This window comes from Pedobacter sp., from assembly GCF_035317785.1.
Taxonomy (GTDB): Bacteria; Bacteroidota; Bacteroidia; order Sphingobacteriales; family Sphingobacteriaceae; genus Pedobacter.
The window spans coordinates 1-2,564 of record NZ_DATHGC010000213.1; the positions used below are offsets into that span (position 1 = coordinate 1).

The window sequence follows — 2,564 nt, forward strand, 5'->3', positions numbered from 1 at the left end:
TGGCAACAGCATCTATGCGTCCGCTTTCGGGTGAACCTTTTGCAGAGTTGCTGGAACGGGCTGGCAATTTCGGCGCGCCGCTTGCACTTTTAATTTTATGTCTACCGGAAAAGGGCTTTCGGGCATGGTTTAAAAAAATACAGCCTCCGGATTCCATTTCACGTGAAAGCTTAAAAAGAGTAACGCTTTGCTTGAGGGTGACAGGATTCCTGCTGCTGGCAGGTCATGGCTGGCTAAACTTAATCGGCAAAAAGGGATTACTTACGCAATACGAATCACTGGGTTTCAATAATGCTCAGCAGGTTGCGATTATTGCCGGAATTATAGAAATTGCCGCAGCTATCGTCATCGCGATCCGCCCGCTGCGTCCTTTAATTTTAATCTTCCTGATCTGGAAAATGGGAACAGAGCTTTTTTATCCGCAATGGGAAATATTTGAGTGGATAGAACGCGGGGGAAGCTATGGGACATTGCTGGCTTTATGGTTTGCGTTAAAACCGTCCGAGACTCACGATTGAAACCGCATCCCTTCGATACATTGTTTTTTGCCGGGTCAAATGGTTAATTTACAACCAGCTCTCTTTTGTAAAGCAGACGCTTATACTCTCCCAGACATTGCACCAGATATTTCCCTTTTTCAAGTTTAATTTGATAGGTCTCTTTTTTTGCAGGAATTATTTTAACGAAAACAGGTATCACTGTGGAATCCAGGAGAAAGTTTTCCTGGTTATAAATCAAAAATGTCGCCAGACTGTCCCGTTCAGCAGATAAATCAGGCACATCGATAGTAATGTCCTTAATCGCTGAGGTAAAGGGAAAGTTGATTGGTTTGTTGTCCATATTGATGTTATTCCAAAGCAACAGATCTGTACTGTGCTGTATCTTTTTGCCTGAGTAAACAAAAACGTCTTCCTTATTGCCCGCACCCAGGTTCTGGCAAAAACTCGTCATTAATTTAGTTTGGTCAATTGTAAAAGGATCTATTCCGGTCAGGTCCTTAAAATGACCGGCCATTTTTTTCGGTGCAGTGGTTTCTTCAACATGCCCATAACCCGCAAGTACAATTAACCGGCAATCCCTATTGGTTTTGAACAACTGATCCGCCAGGTTTTGCGCCTGACCTTGCTCCCGGTCATCTGATTCGGATTCGTAATCAATAATCTTGAATCCAATTGCCCTGGCTTTGGAGATGAAATTGGACATTACTGGGTCTTTAGTATAAAATCCATCATCCAGATTAACGAAGCCGGTCTTCATGACGGTCGCCGGGTCACCGATAGCCTCTAGCGCCAGGTGCGTAAACCCTTGTTTGTACAGACTGTCCAGCAGGCTGCCTACAAAGTATGCATGTTGAGGAAGATGGTGGGAAGTGTTAAACATCACCACCTGTTTTTTCCTGGTTTGTCTAAGTATTTCTTCTGATGCGGGCGACAGGTCCCGGGCGTCCAGATCTTCCTTTTTAAAGAACATCGCAGCTTCTGAAGACTTTTTGACCAAATCAACTGAGCCACAAAACGAATAATACGTAGCTAGTAGCTGGTCTAAAAGATTTTGCTCTGAGGGATAGTTATTTCGGGTTTCTGCCAGTTTAAAGGGAGCTAAATAGCCATGTTCTTCGAAAAAATTACCGGAGTCGTCTAATACATTAAAAACGGGCGCCATCATTTCACCGTCCTTTATCCGTGTAGCACTGTGCAGCATGATCGTATTTAGGGTCTCGATATAGCCCACAGCATCCTCAGACGAGAGATAATGAATCATTGATAAAAACCTGTTTTGATCGAGACGGACCAATCCCTCATAGGCATCGCGGTTTTTATATTTTATGGTTTTTAGCAGGAAGAAGATCTTGCCCTCCCGAACAGTTGAGTAATCAGAAAGCCTGACATTTTCCGGACTTCTGATTAAACCGATCACGTGATTATGGTCATCCCTTGGGATGGTGGAAAACAAAAGCTTATCTGATTTACCGTAGTGGAATTTTCTAAGTACTTCCCGGTCAAAATGGGATACCTTAAGCATTGAGGTTCCTTTTTCTGAGCTTCCAAAAGCAATTGGCATATCACCATAAAGCACCGCACCTACCTGCAAGCTGTCATTAAGGTAGTGCGTCATATATTTAGTCTCAACTCTCCCTCCTTTGCTATAGGTAAAAGAGCGGCATCCATACTGAAAACAGATGATGATTACCACAAGGCCATAGGATATCTTAATCATAACAGAGGTCAATTAGGATAAAATCAACTAATATTTAATATTAATTAAAATAATTGAATTTATTCGGGAAAAAGTTCAGTCAGATAATAGATCTTTGGGAAATCTGATCGTAAAGGTGCTCCCCTTGCCCACAGCGGAATCTACTTTAACATCAAGGCCATGATAAGTGGCTATACTCTTTACTATGGAAAGCCCCAGCCCGTAACCCACATCTTCACTTAGGTTGGTTTTCCGGAAACGGTCAAAAATAAAATCAAGCTCTTCTTTTGCGATGCCAATCCCCGAGTCACTGATGATGATGGAATAACCGGAACGGTCCAGTCGATCGCTGATGCTGATGCTCCCCT

General features: G+C 43.0%; 3 protein-coding genes. 1 reads left to right on the forward strand and 2 read right to left on the reverse strand.

The window, feature by feature from the left end:
- The coding region (locus tag VK541_RS13005) for a hypothetical protein (RefSeq protein ID WP_324370738.1) at positions 1 to 518 on the forward strand (518 nt) is incomplete at its 5' end.
- Positions 519 to 561: 43 nt separating this feature from the next.
- Here the strand turns inward: VK541_RS13005 and VK541_RS13010 are convergent.
- Together VK541_RS13010 and VK541_RS13015 are read right to left on the reverse strand one after the other, a co-directional pair.
- Complete coding sequence (locus VK541_RS13010; RefSeq protein ID WP_324370740.1) at positions 562 to 2,217, reverse strand: hypothetical protein; 1,656 nt, start codon at positions 2,215 to 2,217, stop codon at positions 562 to 564.
- A 75-nt stretch (positions 2,218 to 2,292) separates the two neighbouring features.
- A partial coding sequence (locus tag VK541_RS13015) for a HAMP domain-containing sensor histidine kinase (protein WP_324370741.1) occupies positions 2,293 to 2,564 on the reverse strand: 272 nt, incomplete at its 5' end.

Coding starts and splice junctions, on each gene's coding strand:
- VK541_RS13010 (WP_324370740.1), bottom strand. CDS start 2,217: ATGATTAAGATATCCTATGGCCTTGTGGTAATCATCATCTGTTTTCAG.